A 24,123-nucleotide genomic window follows, 5' to 3' on the forward strand; every position below is an offset into this window, starting at 1 on the left:
CGGCGATCGCGTCGATGGCGTTGGCGGGTATCCACATTCAAAATCCGAATCGGCAGTATCTCGCACGTCGCGAAACCGAGAAGGCCATCGAAATCTTCAGCGCTCTCGACCTGATCGACGATCAACGTGACGCCGAGATCGTGCTGGCGTACTGCCTGGCGATGGTCGGGGAGTGGACCCGGGCCAACGCCTTGTACGACGGAGCGAGGCAACACTACGTCGAGGTCGACCGACCCGACAAGGCTGCGGCCGTCGACTACAACCTCGCCAACATGTATGTCGCACTGCAACAGTTCGACCGCGCTGACGCGGCATTCGAATCGGCGGCCAAGGGTCTTGCCGATGCCTGCCAGCATCATCAGCTGTCGCGGCTGGAATGGAACCGGGTAAAGCGCTACTTCACTGAGGCTGCAGTCAACTCCGCCGATCGAGCGGCGTTGACCCGCAATGCGGTTGACGCCGCGCTCACCTCGCTGATCGCCGCGGACTACGAGCGTTTCCAGTTCGTCAGTCCCCGGCGTCGTGCCGACTGGGCGAGCTCCCTGCGCGAGAGAACCGCAATGACTTTCTCGATCGCCGCGACCTTCGGTGACGCTGCACTCGTCGCGGACCTCATCGAGTGGGGCATCAACGGTGGGGTGTACGGCTCGCCGGGTGCAGAAGCGCCACCGGCCAGCGAGCCGGTGCTTGAGGATCTCGATGACGGGTTCGGAGACGCGCTGCGCTCGGCGGACGCCGACGATGCCGCCATAACCATGGGCGCAGTCAATCTTCTTGCGCGACCAGATCTTCCGATGGCACCACCGCCGGCGCTGGTCGGCGCCGACGGGAACGTAGTGTTGGGTCGTTACCGAGAGATGGCGGCCAGGCTCGACCCTGATGTCGATCGAGTCCTGGCCATTGTCCCGTCGGTTGCCGCCTGGTGACGGCGCCGGTGGTGACGTGCGAGTGCACATCACCACCGACCGGGATACTGCCGGGTCGCTTACGCCGCGACGTCGTCGTCGAGCGGATGCGGGCCGCTCGGTTCGGGTTCGACGTCGACGATCTGCTCAGTGGGTGGGACGATCATGCGCAGCCGTTCCAGGTTGTCCCACCCGATGGCGACGGATCCTTCTACGGGCGACGGCAGCGTGACGGGCCGGAACATCTCACCCGCGTGCCCGAATTCGCTGCGCAGCTTGAGGATCAGCTGCGTCGCCGGCAGCATGGCGTCCTGCAGTTCGCGGTCCGCGTGAACCAGAATGCGGCCGGCTTCGACATCGAGGCTCGACAGTCGCTGGTAATTGGCTGCCAACGACTCCTCGAGCGACTGCTTGCGCTTGTCCTCGGCGGTGATCCGCGCTGCGAGCGCGTCGCGGCGTGCCACCTCGGGTGATGGCGCCATGGCTTCGACGCTGGCGACGATCAGCGGTGCCACCGTAACGGCGATGCCGATCGCGACGCCGATCCAGGGCGCCAGCGGCGCTGCTTCCGAGGTCCCGGCGGCGATGCCGATGCGGTGGAAGATCGACGCCGCCACTACTGCGGCCAGCGCGACGATGACCACGGTCGCGATGCCGAGAACCAGCACGTGATCGGCCATGTTGCGTGCCTTACGCTGCGGATGCCCGTCGTCCCCGGCTTTGTCATGTTCACCGATTTCGTTGCCTCGTCGGTGGATTCGCCGCCACAGGGACTGACCCAGTTGGTGGGCGAACGCGGCGAGCACCAGTGCCCCCATCAAGCTGAAGCCGGCCGCAGTGATGAATTTGGCGGTGTTGGCTCCGGGGTTCTTGATGAGCGAGCCGAAGCTGGTGTTCTCGATGGTGAGCATCAGCATGAACAGCGCGACCACGTCGATCAGCAGGATGCTGTTGGCGACGATCCGCCAGACGCGCTTCACCTTGTGAGCGTGCCGGGTGATCCCCGCTTCGGTGTCGACGGCGATCTGGGCGGTGAGTGCGTCGTGGTCGGCGCGCATCTGCGGAAGGGTCTGCCGGTCACCGGAGACCGCTGCACCGCCGTGCTCGGTGGACACGATGTGCTCGTTGCTGTCCATGCGCTCGATCTGCGCACACAGGACGGCGTTCTGGGTGCCGATCTCGCTCTTGCCGTCGGCGATCTTGTTGAGGTGCTTGCCGTATCGCGACTCGACCGCTGCCGTCGCCTGCGACGTGAGCGACAGCAACTCGGCCTCGCCGGCCTGCAGGTCACCGTCGATGATGACGGTCGATCCGGACTCCTGTTGTGCGCGTTTGATCTGTTCGCCGGCACGAAGGTATGCCTCAGATCCGGCGGACCGTGTCTTTTGGCGTAGCCAGAACTCCCTGAACTTGCTGAACATCATGATCTCCTCGGGTTTCTTCGTGGCCATCCCCGGTTGGGGCGCCTGCACTACGTCCGTTTCACCATTTCGATGGACGGCTCGGAGTGCGGGGGCGGGCTTGGTACGTCGGGGCCTCGCTACTCGCTGCACCCGAGTGGAGAAACGGACTTCCTGATGACTGCCGACCGGCGGTCGCACACCGGATGAGGGAGTTGTCGATGAGTAGCCATGTCGGAGAGCGCGGACGAGTAGTGGTTGCCGGCGAGGGATCGGTGATCGACCACGCCATGGTGTTGCTGGTGGAGAAGTTCGGGTACAGCGCCCAAATCGCACCCCCGCGGGACATCGGAGCTCTACAGGCACGCGCGGTGATCTTCCGAGACGAGGTCACCCTTGCACGAGTCGTGCGCGAACTCGGCTCATGTGACAACTCTGGCAGACGACCGGTCTTGGTCGGCGTGGACGCCGAGAGCGGCCGATGCGGTTTTCGTAGCCACCCCAGCGGCCGAAAAGTGTTGTGGATTAAAGGTCCTGATTCCCTGGGGAATCTGGAGCGAGTACTGCACGACACGCTCGGTGCACGCGACGGTGTCAACAGCCCGGTGCATATGACGCACCGCGAACTCGAGGTGCTGCGTACGTATCTTCTCGGTGCGACCTCGAAGATGACCGCGCAAAAGCACTTCATCGGCGAGAGCACAGTCAAGACCCACTACCAGCGAGTCACCCGGCGCTACACTGAGGCCGGCAGGCCGGTCGCGAACAAGGCGCAACTGCTGCGCCAGTTGCTCGCCGACGGGTGGATCGATCCCGATGATGCGGCCGGCGTCGCATGATCCTGCAGTCGGATCGTACTCTCTCACAACGATTGTCGAGGGTGTGCGCGCCCCGCAGGTATCCACTGCGGTGCGCGCCCCGTCGTCGGGGTCGCCGGTACCGTCGCTCCACACGGATGCGCGACGACGTCGACGCAGAGGGGGCCTTGCGTATCGCTTTGGGACGACGTAGCGTTGTGGCTCTCGCAGCGGATATCCGCGACCTTACTGAAGCCCTCTCGGGGGAGAACTCTGTCCGGAGTTCGGTTCTTTCAGAAAGGAATAGAGATGGAAGACATTTCCAGTGAGCGGTCCGTGAGCCGACGGTCGATGAGCTCGCAGAGCAGTGCGCGGCTGGCCGAGCGGGTTCGACGCCACGCCTCGCGAGTGACCCTCGATTGCCACCAGCGGCGCCTCATCGAATGGGCGCGGTCGGGAGAGGGGCCCTACCCCGACGCCGATGAGTCGTTGCGCCTCGCGATCGAGGAGCTCACGGTTCTGATCGCGGGGCTCGGCTCACTGAGCGAGATCGATACGGTCCGTTTTGATTCCGATGCCGGGCTGATCCACCGGCCTCGGGAGTGATCACCACCAAGGGCGGCTCTCACGAGAGTGTGAGCCGCCCTTTGGCGTGGATCAGCTATCCGCGTCTGGCGCGCTTCAGCCGGAAGCTGCTGATCACGTATCCGACGATCGCGTAGGCCAGCATGGCGAGCGGAACAGCTGTGCCTCCGAGTGAATCGTCGGCGCAGGTGGGCACGCTGGTCACGAACGGAATCAGCGCGCCGATCGCGATGAGTAATCCGATAACTGCGAAGGCGATGCGGGGACGGAATGCGACGAGCGCGCCAGACAGCGTGGCGGCGATAATGGCCGCGGCTGTGGGCGCTAGTGATTGTCCGGTGAATTGCCAGGCCGCCGGGAGACTCCAAAAGAGGAGCAGCTCAACGAATCCGAACCACCCCATACCGATGTGTAACACCGCCGACCAGGTCCGTGCAGAGAAGATGGCAAACAACGCGGCACCGGCGAAGGAAATGGTGAACACGACCATCGCTGCTACGAAGGCGGACCGGTTGATGACGTGTCCACAGGACAGGTCGCCGAACGCAATCCCCAGTGCGGGAATGAGCGCGATCAACGCGATGACTGAGAAGATCATCTCGATGGTTCCCTGAATCAGCGAATTGCGGGCCAGGACGGTCGCGATGCCAACAGCGACCGCCATGACCACACCGATGAGGATGGCACCGCCAGAACCCATTGCGCCCGAGCCTGATATCTGAAGGACCGCGAGCGTGGCGATCACGCCCTCGAGGTAAAGAGTGAGACCGTCGGCCGGATCCGACCGCGCCGAATCGCCACGCACGAATTGGACGTACCCGAACGCGAGCGCGACAAAGAGTAGCGCGACCACGAATCCGGTCATTGGCTATCCCTCGAGATCACTGAGTGCCATTCTGCCCGTGACGGTCTGCCTGCCCGATCCCTGAGATGCGAGTTACTTCTTCCAGAAGCCACCGTGCGAGCTGCACAACAGACCGGTGTTTCGGCATTTGCTGCAGTTGAGCCGACCAAAGATCCCGCTGCCGCCGCCCTTGCCCTTGCATGCTTGGCAGTCGTTGAGAGCTTTGAAACACTTCTGGCACTGTGACATTGGAGTTCCATCCGTAGTGGGTTGGTTGTTCTGGTTATCGTATGGTGGCGTCGGTTCCCGACGCGTCGTCTTAAAGTGCTAATCATCCGTTCGTGAACTGTCGGATGGGACGTATGCGACGGTCACGAGCGCAAGGCTGATGTTGTCTGGGGCGCCGGCAGCGCACGCGGCCCGCACCAGTTCCGAAAGCGGGTCGGATCCGATTTCCCCGGCTATGATTTGGCCGATCTGATCGAGAGTCAGGCAATCCGTCAGGCCATCGGTACTCAGGAGCAATTGCTCACGTTCGCGCGGTTGGAAGACGATCGGGTGAGCATCGATCGCGGTCGGCTTCTCAGTGCCGCCCAGGCACTGGCCTACGGAGTGTGCACCGATGCGGTCGATCTCGGCTAGCTGACTGACACCGGTGCGATCTATCTGCAGGATGGAGCAGTCGCCCACATTGAACAGGATCATGCCAGCATCGGTGAACGCGACGCCCGCGATCGTCGCACCCATCCGGCTGTATCCCTGGGTTGACTGACCGACAGTGCGAACGACGTCGGATACCCACTGGATCTTCGCACCGATGTCGGTGGCGGTCGCGCTGCGTTCGAGTCGTGCGTCGCCGAGTGCACGGGAAGCGGTCCACGACGCGCAGTCTCCCCCGGGTTGTCCGCCCATACCGTCGATGACGGCGACCACGCTTCGTGGTGGAACAGGCATTGCGATCTGCGTGCCGGACAGTGATGACGACCAACCCGCCACATGCAGACAGTCTTGGTTGATTGTCCTGACCATACCGACATGTGTGGTGGCTCTAACGTGAATAGTCGGACGGGTCGTCATATGAATAATGATCCGATCCAGAGTCCGAGGGCGAGTGCCGCCACGATCATCGCGAGCAGACCGGATACGAGAACCGCGATCGTCCATTGCGCCAAGATCGCGATGATCAGACCGAGCGCAGCGATCCAGACGATCGCAACGTCCGCTCGGGACAGCTTTCGTGACGATGTTCTGTCGGTACCGTTCCACAGCGTCTTGACTGTCAGCGCGATCATGCACGGAATTGCCCACATCGCACCGGCTTCTGGTGCCACGTTGTTCAGGCCACCAAACCACCGCAGAACGGTGGCGAGCCAAGGCCAGGCCTCCATGGTCATGTCAGTGACCCAGGAAGACACCTTGAATCCGCTGGTGAACGTCATACTCATCACCATTTGCGTCATTGCGAGCGGAATTCCGAGAATCGCTGCTATTGCGGAGACCACTGCTGTTGGCCGGTTCAGCTGGCTTGGCGCCACATGCTGGACTGTTGCCGAATCGCTCAGCGCTGGAACGAAGCGGGTCAGTGCTGCGGCAGCGACGTACCCGATGGTTGCACCGATTATCGGCGCGGCGAACGCTGTCCCGCCACCGGCAACTGCTGACCACCCGGCCGTAAAACCAAGTGACACGGCGATAGCCAACACCCAGGTAACAGCCCGGCCGATGTATCGGTCGGAAAGGTAGCACGCAACGAAAGCGAGAATCGTGCCGATTCCTATGGACTTCAGGAGCGGAGTGAAGGTGTCCAAGGTTGTGGCTGGATCGTCACTGACGGCGAGAATGAAACCGAAGCCGACCACGATCAGGTAGGGCACTGCAAACCAGAGCTTGGGCCACAAGCCCTGTTTGGCGAGGTTGTTTCGCGCGTCGGCCGCCGCCCGACGACGTCCGTCGTCGACGATCTTCTTGTCGGCGAGCGCCGCCGATGCAAGAACCGAGACCTCCATATCGAGGCCAGGGTCGGGAGTTTTCGCCGGCACCCGTTGTGCAATGGAGGATATCCACGACGCATGTTGTGAGGTGATGGCTGGTACCGCGTTGTGCGTGTGCTGGATCTGCTGGTCTCCCAATGCGCAGGCGAGCAGGGTGCCCTCGAGGATGGGTTGTGCGGCATCTTGCACGACGCCGAGGTCGGTGACAGTTCTCGATCCGTTGTCGCTGTTGAGGTAGCGATGGTTAGCCGATTGGTACTGGCGTTGTAGCGAGACAGCCTCTGCTCGTGCGGATTCTAGAGATGACCACCACCTAGACAGCTTCTCGTCGATGACGGCGAACTGCGGATAGTTCTCGAAGTTGTGAGTCAGCTGCAGAATTCCTTGAGTGCGCAGACCGTGTATCCATTCAGCTGCGTCAGCGCCGCCGTGAATGGCTGCGGATGCCATTGAGGAGAGCCCGGCGGGTGATAGCGGACGCTGGCGAAAGGTCGGTTCGGCGCTCGGAGCGAGAAGCGAGATCAGCTCGAAAAGCTGCCCTTCGGGCTGGATCAGGTTCTGGCGGCGTCGAGTGAAAACGTTCTCTACCTCGTCAGCGAGTGCAGTCTTGGCAAGAGCGTTGCGGAGCTTGGTGGCATCGTTCTGGATGTAGCGCAATGCGTCCGGCCAGTTCTCGGCCAGAGCGCGGCCGAGAGATTCAGATGAGGTATAGACCTGGCCGAGGAATCCCGCGAATCGCCAATCGCGAGCGCTCACCGACGTTCTTGGTGCCGGAGTGTGCACCGTCGGAGATTCGCCTCGCAGCCATGCCGCCGTCTCGGTTGAGCCCCAACGTTGTGAACGCTCTTTGGTCAGCAGGCCGGACACCAGCAGACGGAGCCGATCGTCCCGGATGTTGGTGACGTCGACCTCGTTGTGAATCAGGAATGCCATCACCTGGGCATCGGTGATATCGCGTCCATCATTGCGGGCGAACGGATGTCGGCCCAATGCGACCTCGGCCAGAGTGATTCCCAAAGACCACCAGTCACTGTCTAGCGTCTGAACACCCTCGAGAACCTCGGGTGCGGCATATCGCTCCGTGCGCGACATCGAACCCAGCTGTGAACCTGCAGCGAGCGTTCGAGATAGACCGAAGTCGGCTAGGACGAGGTCGAGCGGAAGAACCGTGCGGATTAGGATATTGCTCGGCTTGATGTCCCTATGCGCGAGGTCGCGTGAATGTATGTGGTCCACCGCCTCGATTAGTTCGCGGGCCACCTCGTGCAACTCCTCGGCGGTGGGGTTGTGTCCCAGGGCTTTCGGCAGGTCCACCAGCGTGCCCCGGACCATGTACTCCTGGATTTCCCACTTCTCGTCACCCCACTGGTCGAAGGTGGTGGGTACCACGTGTGCCGGTTCGCAACCGGCCACCAACGATTCCTCGGCGGCACTCATCGCTACTTCGAGGTTGCGGTACAACTTGATCGCTACCTCAGAATCGTCGCGCTTGTCGCGTGCCAGATATACGTCGGCTTGCGCACCGGAGTGGCTCAGCGCGCGGATGACCTCATAGTCGGCGGCCAGGGGCGGCGGGAGATTTCGGCGGACAAACCCGCTACCACTTGTTGAGGCACCCTCCAGTGTGGTGGAGTCCTGCCCGGCTCGGCCTTCCAGGGACGTGGCGTCGGAGCCGCCGCGGCCCTCGAGGGTGGTGGCGTCTGCGGGGTCGCGGCCTTCCAACGTGGTGGCGTCATCACCGTCGGCCATGAGTACATCCTTTCGAGAGGTGGTGCGCGCGATCGATCATCAGTTCTCGACGGTCACCGAAAGCTGATAATTGCGGCCGAGGCCGATGGTCCTCAGATCGGCCGGCGCGAGAGCTGCCGATCCGTCGATGTGAATACGGTTGACAAACGTGCCGTTCGATGAACCCTCATCGCGGATGTGTACCTGCGTTCCGTCGAACACGACGGTCGCATGACGCCGCGAAACGCCGTTGTGGCCGTTGAAGATTCGCGACCATGGGGAGGCATCTTGGCTCCGGCCGAGTACCACCTCGTGTCCCTGGATCAGGGGGATTCGGGTGCCGTCGTCAGCGCGAAGATACACCGATGATCTTGCTCCTGAGAATGACTCGGCTTGTAAGGGATTTCCGCAGTAGTCGCAAAACTCCTGACCGTTGGGATTGAGCTGACCACAGTCGGTGGCAGGGCATGACGTCTGTGCCTGCAAGGGAGAATGGGACTGGGCGGCTGCGGAACGCTCTTCGGGCGATGGCGGAAACATCGGCGCCTGCACCGGTTCCGGCTCGTCGAGGCGTCGGAAGTCGTTGAGTCCGCAGCCGCCACACATTCCCGGGTCGACGCTGTAGGTGCGCAGGCAGTCGGGGTTGGTGCACTGATATGTCGGTGTCGTGCTCAGCTCTGCCACGAGACACCGTCCAGCGCTACGCCACGCTCGCGCATCAGGTTTCGGAATCGATCGAGGTCGCCGGGACGTGGTAGGCCGGCCATCACCAGGTCCTGGCCCGATGAGCCGATATCGATGCCACCCGAACCCGCAACCGAAAATCGTTCCTCGGCGACGGCGGTCAGCACGACGAGTTCCTGATTGTCCGACGATCGTAGCCACGCGGTTCCGGGGCGGTCGACGCGGTACGGTCCGGCGACGATCGCGTCGGCCTGCTCCCAGAGGTGAGGTGCTTGGCGTCGTGCCGCCGCGGCGGCGTAGCCGGTGAAGATCAGTACGTCACGCCCGTCGAGCTGTCGGTCGCGCCGCAGCGCGCGGAGCAGTTCGGCGAGTGCGTCGGGTTGCTGGAAGGGCTCTCCTCCAGAAATCGTCAATCCGTCTGCGGTGCTGAGTAATTCACCCAGCTTGCGCGCAACATCATCGACTGAGAGTGTCAGGCCCGACGTCGGATTCCACGTGTCGGTGGATGCACAGCCCGCGCATCCAATCGTGCATCCCTGAACCCAGAGGCCTACACGCCGGCCTGGTCCCAAGGATTGTATCGGCATGGCGATCCGGGCGACGTTCAGCTCAGGATGAGTGACCATGTGCCATTCTCCACCTGCTTGACGTCTTCGATCACAATCGGAATGGCCGGGTCCTCATGGGAGAACACTGCGCGAGCCAAGGGATTGATCAGCGCGGACTCGACCATCTGTCCGATCCCACGTCCGCCCATGTCGAGTTTGCTGCAACAGATCCGCTCAAGCGTGGTGCGCGCGGTCTCGGTGATCTCGACGTCGATGGAGTGCAGGGTGCGGACGCGTTCAACGGTATTGCGTAGGAACATATCGAGCAGGTGGTTGGCAGTGTCGGGCCGGATGTAGTCGAAGACCACGATGTTGTCGCCGATTCGATTGAGGATTTCGGGTCGGCCGAGATTCTGGGTGAAGTGGCGTGTAATGGCGGCGCGGACGTGTTCGTCAAGTTGCTCGTAAGTGATGTCTGGCTGCGGCAGGCCGGTGCCGTCGGCAAGCGGATCCGACATTCCCTTGTTGGACGTGAAGACGATCAGCGCTTCGCTGAAATGAACTGTGCCACCTGAACCGTCGGTGAGCCGACCATCGCTGAGGATCTGCAGGAACTTGTCCATGATCTTCTGATCGGCCTTCTCGATCTCGTCGAAAAGGACAAGACTGAAAGGCCGTTGGCGGATGGCGTTGGTCAGTTCGCCACCTGCTTCGTGTCCGACATATCCGGGAGGTGATCCGATGAGGCGGAGATCGCTTCCCTCATTGGAGAATTCGGACATGTCGAATCGGATGTAGGCATCCTCGTTTCCGAATACGACTTCGGTGAGGGCTTTGGCGAGCTCAGTCTTGCCGACGCCGGTTGGTCCGGCGAAGAACAGGACGCCTCGTGGTCCGGTGCCCCGCCCGCCGGAGTGCGCGGCGGTCAGTCCGGTCGTCGATCGCATCAGGATGTCGAGGCTGCGTCGGATCGCACCTGGTTGTCCGAGAACCCGGTGGCCAAGGCTGTGTTCGGCTTTGATGATCTCGTCTTTGAGAGCGTTCTGTTGCCACGGATTCTCGAGTAGCCCGACTCGATACATGCGGATCGCGTCATCGATCTGATGTGGCCGCATCGAGCGGTCCCGCGCAAGGATCAGGATTTCGTACATCGCGCGCAGCGTCATGCCTTCGGTGTGGGTAGCAAACACCCTAATGTCGTCAGCACCCATCGGTCCGAATCCCGATTCGGCCTGTCCGGCAGCAAGATTGTTCGCAGCGCGTGCGCGGCTGTCCAGATTGGGGGTAGGGATGGGTACTTGGTGAATGGTGTCGTCGGCGGCGATCATCCACCCGGGGAGATCGGAAGGACGATCGACGATCCAGAAAACCGGGTTGTAGAGCGGGGATCGTTGAAGGGAGGTACGCGGAATGCGGCCGGCGATATTGGCGCGGTACAGACCGGCCCGGAACATGGCGTGCAATTCCTCGCTGAGTGGTTCCCCGGTCGGTCGAAACTGTGAGACATAGTCGATCACGAGCGCAATCGGTCTAGCAGGACGCGGCGCCTGCACCGTGTGGATCAGCTCGGTGAGGGCTTCGGGTGAGCTGAGCTTGCCCAGTCGTCCCTGCCATTGGCTGCCGAGCGCTGAAATAGCTTGGCGCGACTCGGGAGTGGCGGGGTAGTCACTCAGTCCGGCGACCGGATCGTAGACCAGAAGGGCCTGGTAGCCAGCGGTTGCCAACAGGGCCCACAGGGCGGGGATGGTCCGCTGAAAGCGGTCGCTGGGTCCGTCGGGTACGAGGTGATTGTCTCGAATATTGCCGTGCAGAACAAATCCCGCGCTGATGGGGAGGTGCGCGTCGATGTCGCGTAGCCAGTGGGGGAAGCGATCAACCGTTGATGCGGGTGACGGGACGTTCATTGCATGGTCTTCTTCGTAGTCGATGTGGGCCGCCGCTTCTGCTTCGCGGTTGCGGCAGTGTGCCTCTGGACTCTCAGTGCGCCAGCGGGTTTGGCGTCGACGAGCTCAGCAGAGATCCCCCGACCGCCCAGCGTGCGGGTGAACTCGGGGACGTCGGTGCAATGGTCTTCTTCGACCTCGCGGTCGCGTTCGGCGGAGGTGTCCGCGAGAGAAACGACGTTGGTGCGCAACTGCTCTCGCGCCGGCACATAACGTACTTGTAGACCGTGGTCGGGCCACGAACTGTTGTGAAGCACTATCGGGTCACCGCGCAGAACGACCTCATGGATGTCGGTTCCGGTTTCGTAACCGAGCTCACGCCACACCTCAACGGCCTGCTCGACGATGAAGCGCCGCTCGGATGTCCGCTCTTCAGCGCGGATCGCGTCGAGGATCTCGGGTCGGCGTGACTCGAGTACCGCGAGACTGGCGGAGTTGTCGATGCGTGCGAGTAAGTCGTCGACGACGTAGTGGTTGTCCAATCGGGCGACCAATGCACGCAGTTCGTCGGCTCGTCGCGCGAGTTCTATCCGTTCTGAGTTCATGCGAACCGCTGAGGTCACATCTGCGGTCAGTGCCAGCCAGTCCCGTTCCGTCGTCGCCGCGTTCGACAGCGTCCGTCGGGTACGTTGCAGAAGCTCGCCCCGTTCGTCGCCAGCCTGTCCGAGAAGGGCGATCAACTTGTCGGCCTTGTCTTTCCCTGACGCCGCGACCTCCTGTTGGACCGCTTGCTCGGAGGGTCGAGACTGGTGGGCGGACAGATTGCTTGAGTCGATGCCACTGGAGATGATCGCTGCTTGCAGGCCGGAGAGCGAAGCAATCGCTACGCGGGCCTGCTGCGAGCTCAATGATGTTCGGGCCGCGGTGAGTGCCAGGCCAACCGAAGTGGAGAAGAGTTCAACGCTGTCCAGATCGTCGTCGGATGGATTCCGCAGGCGTCGGCGTGAATATCCGGAAGCATCCAGCTCGGAGCGTGCTTCGCAGGCGAGCCCCAGCAGGCGAGCCTGTTCTTCGACCGACTCGATCTGTGCGACGAGTGAATCCCAGGTCCGACGGCGAGCTTCCAGTTCCCGGCGTCGGCGCACTTCTGGGCTCACCGTTGCGCTGTACCCCTTGGGCCCACTCATCCGCGTCGCTTCCTTTCGCGGCGGACCCTCGCGCGGTCGGCCTGCCCAGATCACGGTAGTGGGGCCGCAAACGGCGCGCATCCCATCGGCGACAGGTTCCCCCATTCGTACGAATGCGGCTCCGCGCACTGATAAGAACGAGACGCACACAGCTAGGGTGAGTGAACTCTGATCGGCACTTATTCGGACGCGTCAGCGCCTGCGGGTGGTCGACGAATGACCTTTCTGAGGATCGAATCGGCCTATGACTGTTCTACCTGTTTTTATATCGTCGACCTTCCGCGAACGAGACGAAATCTGCGCTGTGGTATGAGGCGGTTGGCGATATTCGGCGGTCTGTATCCCGAGTGGTGCCTGTGGCGGTGGCTCCAATTGTCTCGACGATGTATGCCTCCTGCGGCGACAGTGTTCGGAAATGGACTCGGTCCCTGAGCCGTCAGCTTCTCTTGGGGCTTCGTCGGAAAACGTCAGGGGTTACTCACCGCAGCAGCGCCGGTGGTGATCGCGCTGGACGGCCTCGATCGCCGCTCTGGTTGCGTCTGGCCGTCACGACTTACTTGCCCTGGGTGCTTGTCGGCTCCGGTCCAAAAGTGAGCAGGTGAATCCGATCGAAAAGTGAGCACCATCCAATGATTGGAGAGTGATCACTGTGTAGGACTGGGCGTTGATTCGTCAGTTGCGTCGGTCGGAGGGGTTGTCGCAAGCGGCGATCGCCCGGCAGTTGTGGTTCCCCGGGCAGAGCTGGTGCCCGACCACACCGGTGTGCTGCGATCGTTCCCGGTGTTAGTGATGGTCGCCGCATGTTCGCGGTTCATCACTGCGGTGATGATTGCCTCGCGGATCACAGGAGATCTGTTGGCCGGCATGTGGCCTGCTACTTGCCGAACAGATCGGTGCCGTTCCGCGGACATTGCTGTGGGACAACGAGTCAGGTATCGGTCAACGCCGCAAACTGGCTACCGGTGTATCCGGATTTTGTGGCACGCTGGGCACCCGAATGATCCAGGCCCGCCCGTACGACCCGGATACCAAGGGAGTGGTGGAGGGGGCCAACGTCTATTTCGGGAATTCGCTTCTGCCAGGCCGAACTTTCACCTCGCCAGCGGACTTCAACACCCAGATCCAGCAATGGCTGACCGGACCACACTCGCATCCACCGCACCACCAAGAGGCGACCGGTCGAGGACCTGTTGATCGATCGCCAGGCCATGGCTGCCTTGCCGCCGATTGCGCCGGCGACCGGCACCTCGACGACAACGAGGCTGGGTCGCGACTACTCCGTGCAGATCAACGGATCGGCGTACTCGGTCAACCCGGCGGAGATCGGGCGGATGATTGCCGTGACCGCCGGCCTCGACCGGGTCGTCGCCACATGTGGTGACGAGGTGGTGGCCGAGCATCAAAGATGCTGGGGCCCCAACGGTTTGATAACCGAACACCACCATGTGAAAATCGCCAAATCCCAACGCGAACACTACAACTCACGGCCACCAACACCACGCGGTGTGGACCTCAAGTTGCAGATCTCAGCGATTACGATCGGGCATTCGGAACCGGGGAGGTCGCCTGATGACCACCATACGTCCCAGCGCACCCTCCGATGCCGACAAGTTGATCGCCCATCAATCCAGGCTCCTCAAAGCACCGCGGATCGCCCAGAACTATGCCCGGATCGCCGAGCAAGGCCGGGCCGCGCAAGGGCCGTTGGAGGACTATCTGGCCGCCGTGCTGGCGGTGGAATCCAATGCCCGCGCCGAATCGGGTGCCCGCCTTCGTATTCGAGCCGCGGGATTCCCGACGATCAAGACGATCGCCGATTTCGATTTCACCGCCCAACCTGCAGTGGACCATGCCCACATCGCCCGCCTCGAAGCCGGTGGCTGGCTTTCCGAAGCACGCAACATCATCCTCCTCGGACCCAGGCACCGGGAAGACCCACCTCGCGACCGCGCTGGCCGTGGCCGCCGCCCACACCGGCTACCGGGTCGGGTTCGCCTCGGCGACCGCATGGATCACCCGGCTGGCCGAGGCCCACCGCCTCGGGCGGCTCGATGCCGAACTCAAGAAGATCAGCCGGATCGGACTCATCGTGATCGACGAAGTCGGCTACATTCCCTTCGACGCCGAAGCGACCAACTTGTTCTTCCAACTGGTCTCGAGTCGATAAGAGAAGTCGTCGATCATCTTGACCTCCAACCTGCCATTCTCACGGTGGAGAGAGGTCTTCGGCGAGCCCACCATCGCCTCAGCCATGATCGACCGGATCGTGCACCACGCCGACGTGATCGCCCTCAAGGGCACCCGCTACCGCATCAAACACACCGCAATCGAGTCGCTACCGTCCGTCGACGCTGACCGTAAGGCAAACTCAAACCCGTAACCTGCTCACTTTTCGACCAGAGCTGACAGGTGCAGATGATTTCGCGTCTGTGGACCCGACGGCGGACTCTTTAGACGAGGTGGCTCACCTGATTTATCGAGTGTCGATGCGTTGCCGCCTGAACCGACTCCGGCGATCTATCGAATCCTGCGCAGAGTAGCTGCAACCTGCGGTGACGCTGTACACCTTGTGGTTGTGGTTTCACTATCCTCAGTGTACTGGTTTGACCTGGTGGGGATTCTGGATACGACGGGGCATCACCGGCGAACACCGGCCGGTCGACGGAAGCCGCGGACTTGTGGATAGAGGCGGCCACCGCACTCGACAGTGTCGCGAAGGACGAGAATCTTCGGAGGATGAGGGCGAGCGTCACACGGAACCTTCGTCGGGCGTCGACAAGTCGCCTGGTGAACAGGTCGCGTCGCAAAGAATGCAAGAACTGGGCGGAGCGGTTGGAACGCGACCGGCTGTAGAGCCTGCCGCGGTAGCGCACTGCGATCGAACGAAACTGTGGCAAGTCGATCCCGACCCTGGTCCGGCGGCATCGCCGTTGACCAGGGCCGGGATCGGCTGTCAGGAGGGTTCAGCGCGTGAGGTCATGCCACCTCGTCGGAATCGGTGACGACGTCGTCGGGAACTGCATTGGTCTCTGAGGCCGTGTTGGTCGCTGACGATGTGTCGGTTGCTGCTCCGTCGTTGGAACTCTCCTGCAGCCGTTTACGTTTCTCAAGCCACTCGTCGACGAACTTTCCTCGCGTCGGCGGCCCTTGATCGGGCCGTGGGGCGGGTCGTTCTGGGCTCGGAAAGTCGATGTCGGGATCGAGCTGCTTTCGTCCGGACTGTGCCTGGCGGTTGCGTTGGCGTGAGAGTGTTTCCACCGCAAAACGATTGGCCCGTTGGCAGCCGTCGTGGACTTGTTCGACCCTCACCGTGTGCGGTGCCGGTGTGACGTCGTCACCGGCGTTGCGCACCACGATCGCCGAGAGCGTGGGCAGATTCGCTAACGTCTGGGCGTTCACCTGACCTCCCGTGGCGGCGATCTGCTCTGCTATATGCGGACCCGCCGACCGGAAGGTCGCCGACGTTCCCACGTTGCCCGACAGTGCGCTGGTCACCGCTGGTTGCAACTGGCCGAGGAATTGGTGTGCAACTACCACCGACAGTCCAAACTTCCTTCCCTCCGAGAGCATGTTGATCAACGATCCGGCCATCACCGAGTGTGCTTCATCGACGATGATGTGGAATCTGCGGTTGCCCGAGCGGTTCATTGCGGCGACCCAGAAGCGGTTGAGCAGAAGGTAGCCGAGCAGTCGCGCGGCATCTTTCCCGATGGTTCCTTTTGCGAGGTCGACGAGGATGATCTGGCCGGAGTCCATCGCCGCGACGGGATTGTAGGTGTCGGCGCCGGAGCCGAGGATCGCGCGCATCGCCGGGCTCGCGGAGAACGTCTCGAACTTCGAGTTCACCCACGATGTGAGATCGCCGTACTCGGCGGACCGTTGATTCAGGAGGTCATTCTCCCACCACAGCTTCTCGGTCGGATCGGTCAGTCGTTCGACGAGCGCCTTACGCATTCCCTTGTGGCCCAGCATCAGTGGTACGTCGAGCAGGCTCGCGTACTCGCCACGGAGGGTGACCAGTCCGCGTAGTGCGTGTGCGACCCGGTCGACGAAGCGCGGCCCGACGATTCCGGTGCGACCCGGATCGAACAACTCGTGGAACATTTCTCCCATGTCGGCGATGGCCGCCTGGATGCCGAGTGGGGAATCGGTGGCTAGCGGGTTCAGGGCAACTGGGGCGTCGACGTCATCAGCGCGTACCACGCGCACACGATCGATCGCGTTGGCGGGCAGCTCGTTGAGTACCCGGTCTACCAGGGTGCCGTGCGGGTCCAGCAGCAAAGCACCGTTATCACTGTGTGCCAGTTGATGGATGATCCCGGCGAGCATGCTGCTCTTTCCGGTGCCGGTGGCGCCGACGAGGTGAACGTGACGCAGCAGTTCCTGGTCGCCAAGCGCGACGTCGACCTGGGCCCCGGCGTCAGTCCGCGTCCAACCCAACCGGATGCGGTCGGCGTCGGGGGAGTTCGACGTCAGCGCCAGACGAACCGGCATCATGCTCGGCGCGCCCACCCGGAACCCCGGTGGTGCGTACGACGGCGTGCCCGCCGGCAGCATCACGACGGTGCGTGCCTCGTCTTCGTTGCAGCGCAACGATTCCGGCGCGTCGTCGGATGTGCTGAACTGCAAGCCTTGAAAGACATCGGTGGCCGCAGCGCGCACCAGCAGCGGGGGCGGTGTGTCTCCGCTGAGCGATACCGAGGCACAGAAGTCGCCTCGCGTCTGCGCCGCGATGGTCGCGTCGATATGTCCGGATGGCCACGCAGCCAACGCTTGCCAGAGCCGAGTCATGTCGGGGGCATGGTCGGCACCGAGGGTCCAGACTCGCGAACGACTCTGATGCGGGACGAAACCGAGTTCGCCCGCCCCGGGCAGACCGTGCCACCGATACTCGTCGTCGGTGGTGTCGACCGGGGCTTCGGTCACCTCGAAGTAGCGGTCGATGACCGCTCGCAGTTGGGCGAGCACGTCGACGTCGACGTCGCCGGTGAGCCACAGGCGCTGGCCCATCGACGCTGGTTCATGTGCGGTTCCGGGTAAGGTGCCCGACCGTATGTGCAGTGTCGCGCCGGGCATCAACCGCAGCATGCTCAGGATGGTTGCTACTGGCGCGTCGGCCGATGACTCGCTGGCTGCGGGCCGGATCGCGACGATTGTCAGCGTCGTCGGGAAACCCTGTGCGGGTGGACCAATCCGGGTAGTTGGAGAGCCCTTGTCTTCTGTGGTCATGAATGCCCCTCACCTGTTCAGTCCCCTGGCCTGATCCTGGGAACCACCTCGTATCCGTTTCTCCATTCGCTGAATCTCGCGGCAGCCGAGTGTTCACGTTCACTCCTTCGGACTAATCCTGATCGTTAGGGTCGCGGGTCTCAGAGGCCACATCTAGATTGACTGTGTCTTGATCAGTCACGTGAAAGGTGAGCACATGAGCTCGGATGCAACGAAAAAGATCCTGTCGGACCTGGTTGGTTCGGATGTGGATAGCGATTCACTTCTGGCGGATGCCGTGAAGCGAGTCAAGCGCGAGGCAGAGAGCGATAGCGCGGAGTTCTTCCGCCATGGCCAGTTCGGTTCACACAACGCCTGACGTCGTGGACCTGTGGCCGTATGACGGTTCGTGCGACGCCACCACTTTGCGTGCGAAGGGGTGGCGTCCACGACCGATCAATGAGTACATCTTCAAAATCCAGACTCGCTGCAACCTGAACTGTGATTACTGCTATGTCTACAACCTAGGCGACGACTCATGGAAAGCGGCGCCCGCTGAGTTGTCTGACCAGTTGATCGACGCAGCAGCGGCCCGGATCAAGGCGCACGCACTGAAACATCAGCTCCCGGGCGTAGCAGTCTCGATTCATGGTGGTGAGCCATTGCTCCGGGGGATAGCCAAGGTCGAGAACTTCGTCGAGCGCATGCGTGTCGGACTCTCCCCAATTGCCGTCGAGGTGTCGATGCAAACAAACGCCACGTTGGTTACGGAGTCTGTTGCACAGCGCCTTTCCGTATTGGACATCCATGTCGGTGTGAGCATCGACGGCGATATCGATGCTAACTCGCATCGTCTCGACCTCGGAGGCAAGTCCTCGTTCAAGCGAGTTGCAGCGGGGATCGACCAGTTGGCACGTTTCCCGGGTTTGCTACAAGGCGCGCTCGCGGTGATCGATCTACGAAACAACCCGATCTCTGTGTACGAGACGATAAAAGGGATGGGATTCACAAGCCTTGACGTTTTGCTTCCGCACGGCACTTGGGAAGCCTTGCCTCCGTTCAAGCACGACGACCGATCTGCGAGTGCTGTAGCACCATACGGAGAGTGGCTGATTGGGCTCTACAAGCACTGGGCTGCGGACGAGAATCGAATTCGTCTGCGCATGTTCGATGACATTCTGCACTTGCTTCTCGGAGGGGTCTACTCATTCGAGTCGTTGGGTCTGGCCGCTGCGCAACTGGCCACGATCGAATCGAACGGCGATATCGAGCTAGTCGACAGCATTGGATTCACCTACGACGGCGCCGCTACGACTGGTGCCAACGTGATGACCAACGACATTGACGAGATCCTTGAGCATCCAGGTGTGGTGTGCCGTCAGATCGGGTCCGAGGCGCTTCCACCGGAGTGTCATCGATGCCCAGTGTTGGACGTTTGCGGGGGCGGGCTGATATCTCATCGGTGGGATACGGTGAGAGGCTTCAAGAATCAGACGGTTTATTGCTCCGACATGATGGCCTTGATTCAATTCATTGAGGCCGACGTAAACGTGCGGGCTGAGCGATTGTCAGAGGTGCCGACGTGACGGCGGGCAGCGCCGTATCGCGACGGGATGAGCGCTCCTCTGCTTCGGAACTGTTAGCCACCGGCCTCCGAGCCGGAGACTTCTGGGCAGTTATGACGGCGTTGGGGATGCCGCTAATGAACGCTGACGAGGACACGGCGGTGGTTGAGCGCATCGTCGGCCTAGTAGGCGGCGTTGTAGGAAAGAGAGTAGCGGATCTAGGCAGTGGGTGTGGACGATACGCAGCCAAGCTGCTGGCTCACAATCCTGCTGCGGTGCTCGGAGTGGAACTCTCAGACATCCTTGCGGACTACTCGCGCACCCGGTATCCAGATAGCCCGGTCGCAAGGGACTCGTTCACCAATCTGGCGGCCCGCGGTTCGTTCGACGTGGTGATTGCGTTGTCACACCTGTTGTTCATGTCGACATCGAGGGAGGGGTTGACTTCCGATCTGCGGCACATACGGGGGGCAATGCCCGACTACGGTCTTTTGGTTATCGAACAGTTCGAGATATCCACTGGAGAACGTTCATGGGGGCCATTGGATGGCGTGACGATCAGCGAAGACTGTCGCGTGAATGGAACGAGTCAATTGTGTCACCAGTTCACGGTGAATGCGCAGGGAATTCGGGTGGATCACGAGACGATTAGCTCACTGGTCCTGCCGGGACAAGTTCTCGAAGTAATCGCACGTGACTCCGGTTTCCTAGTTTCAGACCGCCTTACGCACATAGCGGCAGACGGCCAGAAATCCACATTCTGGGTCCTGCGTGCTCAAAAGGGGTTCAACTATCTGAGCGATCTCGGCGACTTCTTGGAGTCGTGGTTGGAGGACGCGCATGAGAGGAATGCACTCAGCAGGCGGATTGTTGTCGACGACCGCGGTCGTGTCCGACCCGAAGGGACAGTGGCGTGGGGCCAGGGTGCCTCGCTGTCTCGCAATCATCCGGACTTTATTGAATGCCTAGAGCCGGCCATCCGCCCGTTGGTGATGGAGATTGTTGATGGCTGGGGCCTGGTGACTTACTCGAGTTGCGATGGACACTTGGTCAGCATGGAGCCTAGGCCCGACTACTCCGAGGCGTACGTAGGTGTCATCACATTCTCCGAAACGCACAACCTTGCAGTCGCGCGTCTGCTGGAGTCATGTATCGCGGGTTGTGGAGGCGAGGCGGTGGTGCCAACGGTGCGGCGTCGAGAGCTTCTGGGGCCGCACAGCAAGGTCGCAGTCGTGGACATCGTGTTTGCGCGCAGCGGCCCGGACATCGAGTGGGAACGCTATGCGTGCGAACGAGACCGAGAGACCGCCGTGCTGATTCAAAGGCTAAAGGATGCGAGAAGTTGATGACCACCGCGGGCGACCCCATCTGGATGAGACTCGCCGACTTGGATGTCGAGGCTGACCTTGCCCTAGGGATTTATGATGTGCTGTCTTCACGACTGCGTGCCTCATTTCAGAAGGTCGCGAAGAGTCTTCAGGGCGACTACCCGGAACTGTCGAGGCGTATTGAGGATGTGCTCGACCTTGCACCACAAGTACTCAGCTATGGTGCGGCATATCAGTGGATCACTTCCCTGCACAGTGCGATTCGAAACGATGATCTCGCCTGCTTCACCCACTTCTCCGCTGATTTCGTCAGGTTTTCCGCTGCTGCCGCGATGCTCTCCGGCGCGAACTTCGTCGGCAAGCTGCCGCACCCCGACGAGCTGACCGATCCTGCGCATGCCACCAAAGCGGTGGCGATTCCTCTGGTTGGTGCGTTCGAACTCGAGAAACCAGGGGTACTGGCAGTAGCTAATGGGCGGCTGGAAGGCGAGATGTCAAGCGGGCCTCGCATCGGTGGCCTGAGAGTCGACGCTTTCGAGACTACCTACCGATTGCCTCGCTCGAAGTCATTGTTCACCCTTGATGCGATAGGTAACTGGGAACTGGCCCAGAAGGAGGTCTCAGCGGCAGGTGAACTCTCAAACATGCTGGTGCCAGGATTGTTTGATCGCTATCTAACCGATGTAGTCCCGCTGACGAGGGAGCGCAACCTCTCAAACGCTGGCACTGACGAAGCGGCCCCGTTCGTCGTCTACTCGTCATTCGAGCGAAGCGGCGTCGATCTCATCGCGTGTTTTGCGCATGAGGAGGCCCACGCACTTATAAACACAGCGGAGAAGCTGCTCGGGCACGTGCTGCCCGATACCGAGTCGACGATGCCTGTTCCGTGGAAGCCGGGGGTGCGCCGGTCGCTGTCGAATGTAATCCATGGTCTCGTCTCGTTCGGACGGGCTGCCCAGGTCCGTGGACGTGCGCTGTCGCTTGGTGTGTCCGACGCTGAGAACGAGGAGGCGCGAGAACGCGAGTCGGGTTGGGTGCGTGACGTAACGGCGCAACTCCGTGCCGGCATTCTAGGGCCGCTGCCGAAGGATCTAACCGAGTGGCTTGCAGGTAACGAGGCGGCGTTGGAATCCGCGCCGTCTCCGAGTCCCGGGCGGCAATCGATTCTGGCGTCGGGGTGGGGTAGTGGCGCTACATGTCCATGGACACTCTTCTCTTCGGCCGAGACAACAACGGCTGTGACCGAGCAGTATCCGTCTCTTGCCCAGGGCGAATGGCTGCGGGGATCCGGTGACTTCCGTGACCAAGACCGGCGCAACATGCACCTGGCGCAAAGTTCGTCGCTACGACGCGTAGTCACCGTAGATATCCCAAGTCTAATTCGCGACCAGTACGGTGCCGAGGTCGACCTGGTCTCGGTGAAGGCGCATCGCCTGAGGGCTGGCGATTCAATACGAATGCACACCGATCACCACGACGGGTCGATCGCTTTTCGGGCAATCATGGGTGCGTCGCCTGCCTTGCTAGCAGGAGGCGAGTTGCGTCTCAGCGACAGTCGAGAACGCCCAGTCATTGGGCTTCCTCTGCGATTCGGAGACACCGTCGTGCTTCGGCTGGAGAGTCTCGGCAATCACGACGTGACGCGGGTCGAATCCGACACCTTCCGCTACACCATCATTGCGACCTATCGACACCGCAGAGGCGTCTGAGTCATGCAGGCCAGCGAGGTCGCCTCCCTCCGACCGAAGGTGGTCATATGGGACATCGATGGCACGCTGTGGAATGGAGTCATCGACAGCTCAACGCAGTCCGCCCCTCGGCCTACTGTCGGGCTAATTGGTCAGCTGACCAACCGTGGCGTGGTGAACTCGGTCTGTTCCAACAATGAAATCGAGCAAGCGCGAGCTCTGTTGGAGGAGTGGAATGTACTGTCTGACATTGTATTCGAGCAGATCGGATGGGGCGAAAAGCTCTCTGCTATCGCCCGCATGCTCGACTTCTTCAAAGTTGCGGCTGACGCGGTCGTCGTAGTAGACGACGACGCTCGGGTTAGAGAACAACTCGAGCGCCGGCTGGGTGTGATCACGTTGTCACCTGAGCTGATGGAGGAGGCAGATCTGTCGCAATGGGGTGACATCATGTCAGGGCGCCAGCGTCTTGACCACTACAAGCTGCTCGCTCGACGGCGCCGTGCCTATGACGAACGCTGTAGGTTAGACGGTACCAACGCCGTGGCCTTTCTCCGAGAGAGCCAAGTGTGTTTGCTCCCCGTCGATCCTGCCGCGAACGTCGGCCGAATCTCTGAGCTGTCTTACCGGAGTAATCGACTCAACCTGACACGAAGCAGAGTTGACTCAACCGAAATCGGAGCGTTGGTCGATGACCCACGGTTCATCAGTCGGGCTTTCCAGGTTGTGGACAGGTTTGGCGACTATGGAATCTGCGGATTCGTGGTCGTTGAGCCAGCGACGTGCTCGTTGCTGCACTTCTTCTGGTCATGTCGAGTTCTGAACCAGGGAATTGTCGAGTTCGTCGCGGACCATATTAGGGAGAGTTTCGGTGTCGATATTCGTCATCCCGCGTTGGTGGATTTTGGAACCGCAGTGGATTGGGTCTCCTGGTCGCAAAGCGACACGATTCCAGATCCTGATTGCTGCCCCGTTGCTCAACGCGCGATAGGGGCGGCGAATAATGGGGACAAGATCCTTCTAATCGGTGGCTGTGACATGGATATCGTCGCCGCCCTGTGGAGTCCAGGTGGATCAGTGGATGTCGTAGGTCTCACTACGGAGAGTCGGGTCCAACGATATGGGCACAGCAGTATTGCGCTGATGGCCGCTCACGCCACTATCGACGTGAAAGGATTGCACGTGGCGAGCCTACCGTGGGTCGGTAGCATTCCGAATCCACGAACCTGGATGGATTACGACATGGTAGTCATCAGTCTGTGGGCGGATTACAGCTGCTCCACACTTCGACATCGCGAAGATCCATGCGAGGTTTGGGCACCGGAGTACATCCGGCTCAGCGAGACTAGTACGGCGTGGGAATGGGATCACTGGGTGGGAGATCAACTCGACCCCAAGGCCTACTTCAGTGATTTCGTTCACGGGCCCGCTCTCTCTCCGGAACGACTTGCGGCACACGTTAACAAGGTCGCGGCACTCGCATCAGACACAACCCTGGTGCTGCTGGGCGCGCCAGAACTGGATCGTGGTGCCACGTATCCGAACGGAGCTGATCAGTATGAACGAAACCGCGGTCTTAATGCGGCTGTCCGAGCGGCGTGCGCTCGGCACTCACATCTTAGATTTTTCGACATATCCGATATCGTGACCGACACCGGCAAGCTGATCCGGCCAGACGATCCCACCGGATTTCATTACCGCCGAGATGTGTATGCGCAGATCACTGAGTCGCTGGAGCGAATGGTATCGGAGTGTTGTGTGCAGTGACTCGACCGCGGTCGG

At 61.4% G+C, this 24,123-nt stretch carries 17 protein-coding genes and 2 pseudogenes; 10 read left to right on the top strand and 9 right to left on the bottom strand.

Features of this window, described 5'->3' with window-relative positions:
- A partial coding sequence (locus tag A5766_RS24780) for a tetratricopeptide repeat protein (protein WP_442902982.1) occupies positions 1-926 on the top strand: 926 nt, incomplete at its 5' end.
- A gap of 59 nt (positions 927-985) precedes the next feature.
- Here A5766_RS24780 and A5766_RS21355 read toward each other — a convergent pair.
- Entirely contained in the window at positions 986-2,356 is a 1,371-nt protein-coding gene (locus A5766_RS21355; RefSeq protein WP_156527538.1) for a hypothetical protein, read from the bottom strand.
- Between the two features lie 170 nt (positions 2,357-2,526).
- Here A5766_RS21355 and A5766_RS21360 point away from each other — a divergent pair, with 170 nt between their 5' ends.
- Positions 2,527-3,144, top strand: a complete 618-nt coding sequence (locus tag A5766_RS21360) for a helix-turn-helix transcriptional regulator (protein ID WP_064906346.1) — start codon at positions 2,527-2,529, stop codon at positions 3,142-3,144.
- 267 nt (positions 3,145-3,411) lie between these two features.
- A complete protein-coding gene (locus A5766_RS21365; RefSeq protein ID WP_156527539.1) occupies positions 3,412-3,708 on the top strand; it encodes a hypothetical protein in 297 nt (98 codons plus the stop codon).
- 55 nt (positions 3,709-3,763) lie between these two features.
- Here A5766_RS21365 and A5766_RS21370 read toward each other — a convergent pair whose 3' ends face one another.
- From A5766_RS21370 to A5766_RS21400, 7 genes are all read right to left on the bottom strand, one after another.
- Positions 3,764-4,552, bottom strand: coding sequence for a hypothetical protein (locus A5766_RS21370; protein ID WP_064906305.1), 789 nt, complete (start codon positions 4,550-4,552; stop codon positions 3,764-3,766).
- Between the two features lie 306 nt (positions 4,553-4,858).
- Entirely contained in the window at positions 4,859-5,485 is a 627-nt protein-coding gene (locus tag A5766_RS21375; RefSeq protein WP_197501574.1) for a PP2C family protein-serine/threonine phosphatase, read from the bottom strand.
- A gap of 119 nt (positions 5,486-5,604) precedes the next feature.
- Positions 5,605-8,271 carry a protein kinase domain-containing protein gene (locus A5766_RS21380; protein ID WP_064906309.1) on the bottom strand — a complete coding sequence of 889 codons (2,667 nt, stop codon included), beginning with the start codon at positions 8,269-8,271 and terminating at the stop codon, positions 5,605-5,607.
- Positions 8,272-8,310: 39 nt separating this feature from the next.
- Complete coding sequence (locus A5766_RS21385) at positions 8,311-8,934, bottom strand: FHA domain-containing protein (RefSeq protein WP_064906310.1); 624 nt, start codon at positions 8,932-8,934, stop codon at positions 8,311-8,313.
- A complete protein-coding gene (locus tag A5766_RS21390; RefSeq protein WP_064906312.1) occupies positions 8,922-9,560 on the bottom strand; it encodes a 4Fe-4S single cluster domain-containing protein in 639 nt (212 codons plus the stop codon). Before A5766_RS21390 ends, A5766_RS21385 begins: the two co-directional genes overlap by 13 nt.
- Complete coding sequence (locus A5766_RS21395; protein ID WP_064906314.1) at positions 9,539-11,386, bottom strand: AAA family ATPase; 1,848 nt, start codon at positions 11,384-11,386, stop codon at positions 9,539-9,541. The genes A5766_RS21390 and A5766_RS21395 overlap by 22 nt, the downstream gene beginning before the upstream one ends.
- The gene (locus A5766_RS21400; RefSeq protein WP_156527540.1) at positions 11,383-12,552 is read right to left on the bottom strand and encodes a hypothetical protein; all 1,170 of its coding nucleotides are present in this window, start codon (positions 12,550-12,552) and stop codon (positions 11,383-11,385) included. Before A5766_RS21400 ends, A5766_RS21395 begins: the two co-directional genes overlap by 4 nt.
- Before the next feature lie 721 nt (positions 12,553-13,273).
- On the opposite strand from A5766_RS21400, the pseudogene A5766_RS25215 reads away from it, so the two are divergent.
- Both A5766_RS25215 and istB read left to right on the top strand, forming a co-directional pair.
- Positions 13,274-13,980 (top strand): annotated as a pseudogene (locus A5766_RS25215) (Mu transposase domain-containing protein); the annotation flags it as partial.
- A 141-nt stretch (positions 13,981-14,121) separates the two neighbouring features.
- Positions 14,122-14,932 (top strand): annotated as a pseudogene (gene istB, locus A5766_RS21405) (IS21-like element helper ATPase IstB).
- 596 nt (positions 14,933-15,528) lie between these two features.
- On the opposite strand, the gene A5766_RS21410 reads toward istB, so the two are convergent.
- On the bottom strand, positions 15,529-17,781 hold the full coding sequence (locus tag A5766_RS21410) for a type IV secretory system conjugative DNA transfer family protein (RefSeq protein ID WP_231894765.1): 2,253 nt from the start codon (positions 17,779-17,781) through the stop codon (positions 15,529-15,531).
- Between the two features lie 196 nt (positions 17,782-17,977).
- Between A5766_RS21410 and A5766_RS24525 the strand changes: the two genes are divergently transcribed.
- From A5766_RS24525 to A5766_RS21430, 5 genes are read left to right on the top strand one after another with little or no spacing between them, the layout of a single operon-like run.
- Positions 17,978-18,139 carry a hypothetical protein gene (locus A5766_RS24525; RefSeq protein ID WP_156527541.1) on the top strand — a complete coding sequence of 54 codons (162 nt, stop codon included), beginning with the start codon at positions 17,978-17,980 and terminating at the stop codon, positions 18,137-18,139.
- Positions 18,111-19,346 carry a radical SAM protein gene (locus tag A5766_RS21415; RefSeq protein WP_064906320.1) on the top strand — a complete coding sequence of 412 codons (1,236 nt, stop codon included), beginning with the start codon at positions 18,111-18,113 and terminating at the stop codon, positions 19,344-19,346. The genes A5766_RS24525 and A5766_RS21415 overlap by 29 nt, the downstream gene beginning before the upstream one ends.
- Positions 19,343-20,671 carry a class I SAM-dependent methyltransferase gene (locus tag A5766_RS21420; RefSeq protein WP_064906322.1) on the top strand — a complete coding sequence of 443 codons (1,329 nt, stop codon included), beginning with the start codon at positions 19,343-19,345 and terminating at the stop codon, positions 20,669-20,671. The genes A5766_RS21415 and A5766_RS21420 overlap by 4 nt, the downstream gene beginning before the upstream one ends.
- Complete coding sequence (locus A5766_RS21425) at positions 20,671-22,362, top strand: aKG-HExxH-type peptide beta-hydroxylase (protein WP_064906324.1); 1,692 nt, start codon at positions 20,671-20,673, stop codon at positions 22,360-22,362. Before A5766_RS21420 ends, A5766_RS21425 begins: the two co-directional genes overlap by 1 nt.
- Before the next feature lie 3 nt (positions 22,363-22,365).
- The gene (locus tag A5766_RS21430; protein WP_064906328.1) at positions 22,366-24,108 is read left to right on the top strand and encodes a hypothetical protein; all 1,743 of its coding nucleotides are present in this window, start codon (positions 22,366-22,368) and stop codon (positions 24,106-24,108) included.
- Positions 24,109-24,123: the final 15 nt, after the last annotated feature.

Origin of the sequence: Gordonia sp. 852002-51296_SCH5728562-b, from assembly GCF_001665475.1 — a bacterium.
GTDB lineage: Bacteria > Actinomycetota > Actinomycetes > Mycobacteriales > Mycobacteriaceae > Gordonia > Gordonia sputi.

What these genes read in the sequence shown, in the direction of transcription:
- A5766_RS21375 (WP_197501574.1), bottom strand. Translation starts at nt 5,485, where the DNA reads ATGCCTGTTCCACCACGAAGCGTGGTCGCCGTCATCGACGGTATGGGC.
- A5766_RS21355 (WP_156527538.1), bottom strand. Translation starts at nt 2,356, where the DNA reads ATGGCCACGAAGAAACCCGAGGAGATCATGATGTTCAGCAAGTTCAGG.
- A5766_RS21365 (WP_156527539.1), top strand. Translation starts at nt 3,412, where the DNA reads ATGGAAGACATTTCCAGTGAGCGGTCCGTGAGCCGACGGTCGATGAGC.
- A5766_RS21425 (WP_064906324.1), top strand. Translation starts at nt 20,671, where the DNA reads ATGACCACCGCGGGCGACCCCATCTGGATGAGACTCGCCGACTTGGAT.
- A5766_RS21410 (WP_231894765.1), bottom strand. Translation starts at nt 17,781, where the DNA reads ATGACCACAGAAGACAAGGGCTCTCCAACTACCCGGATTGGTCCACCC.
- A5766_RS21370 (WP_064906305.1), bottom strand. Translation starts at nt 4,552, where the DNA reads ATGACCGGATTCGTGGTCGCGCTACTCTTTGTCGCGCTCGCGTTCGGG.
- A5766_RS21380 (WP_064906309.1), bottom strand. Translation starts at nt 8,271, where the DNA reads ATGGCCGACGGTGATGACGCCACCACGTTGGAAGGCCGCGACCCCGCA.
- A5766_RS21360 (WP_064906346.1), top strand. Translation starts at nt 2,527, where the DNA reads ATGAGTAGCCATGTCGGAGAGCGCGGACGAGTAGTGGTTGCCGGCGAG.
- A5766_RS21400 (WP_156527540.1), bottom strand. Translation starts at nt 12,552, where the DNA reads ATGAGTGGGCCCAAGGGGTACAGCGCAACGGTGAGCCCAGAAGTGCGC.
- A5766_RS21390 (WP_064906312.1), bottom strand. Translation starts at nt 9,560, where the DNA reads ATGGTCACTCATCCTGAGCTGAACGTCGCCCGGATCGCCATGCCGATA.
- A5766_RS21395 (WP_064906314.1), bottom strand. Translation starts at nt 11,386, where the DNA reads ATGAACGTCCCGTCACCCGCATCAACGGTTGATCGCTTCCCCCACTGG.
- A5766_RS21430 (WP_064906328.1), top strand. Translation starts at nt 22,366, where the DNA reads ATGCAGGCCAGCGAGGTCGCCTCCCTCCGACCGAAGGTGGTCATATGG.
- A5766_RS24525 (WP_156527541.1), top strand. Translation starts at nt 17,978, where the DNA reads ATGAGCTCGGATGCAACGAAAAAGATCCTGTCGGACCTGGTTGGTTCG.
- A5766_RS21415 (WP_064906320.1), top strand. Translation starts at nt 18,111, where the DNA reads ATGGCCAGTTCGGTTCACACAACGCCTGACGTCGTGGACCTGTGGCCG.